The 515-nt window shown below is 35.0% G+C and carries 1 protein-coding gene; it reads left to right on the forward strand.

Annotated features, from left to right (window positions below; translation table 11 throughout):
- Positions 1-515: ABC transporter transmembrane domain-containing protein (locus QOS01_RS10440; RefSeq protein ID WP_283622274.1), on the forward strand; the 515-nt coding region annotated here is incomplete at both ends.

The raw sequence follows: 515 nt of genomic DNA on the forward strand, positions 1-515 counted from the left end.
TAATTATTAAAGCAGCATATCCATATTTCCCTAAAATTTTTAGAGGATATGACCGTATGAACCAAGTCGTTCGTGAAAATGTTCGGGGTATTCGCGAAGTAAAGACTTACGTTCAAGAAAAAGATCAGATTAAACAATTTGAGAAGTCATCAGGCTTTATCTATAAGTTATTCGCTACCGCACAAAAGATTATGTCTTTAAATGCGTTAGTTGTAGCGGCTGTTTTGAACATTTCAACTTTGGCTATCTGCTGGTTTGGTGCTAAAGAAGTTGTTGGTGGCAGTTTGCAAACTGGTCAACTTATCTCAATGTTTACTTATTCAAACTCCGTTTTGTTCAGTTTGAATATTTTAGCTATGATTACTACGCAATTAGTTGTTTCAGGTGCCAGTGGTCGTCGTATTGCTGCCGTCATTACTGAAAAGCCAACTATTGAAAATCCTAAAAAGCCACTTAAGCGTTTAACTAATGGTGAAATTATTTTTGATCATGTAAGTTTTAAATATGAACTAGCT

This window comes from Limosilactobacillus avium, from assembly GCF_947381485.1.
Lineage (GTDB): Bacteria > Bacillota > Bacilli > Lactobacillales > Lactobacillaceae > Limosilactobacillus > Limosilactobacillus avium.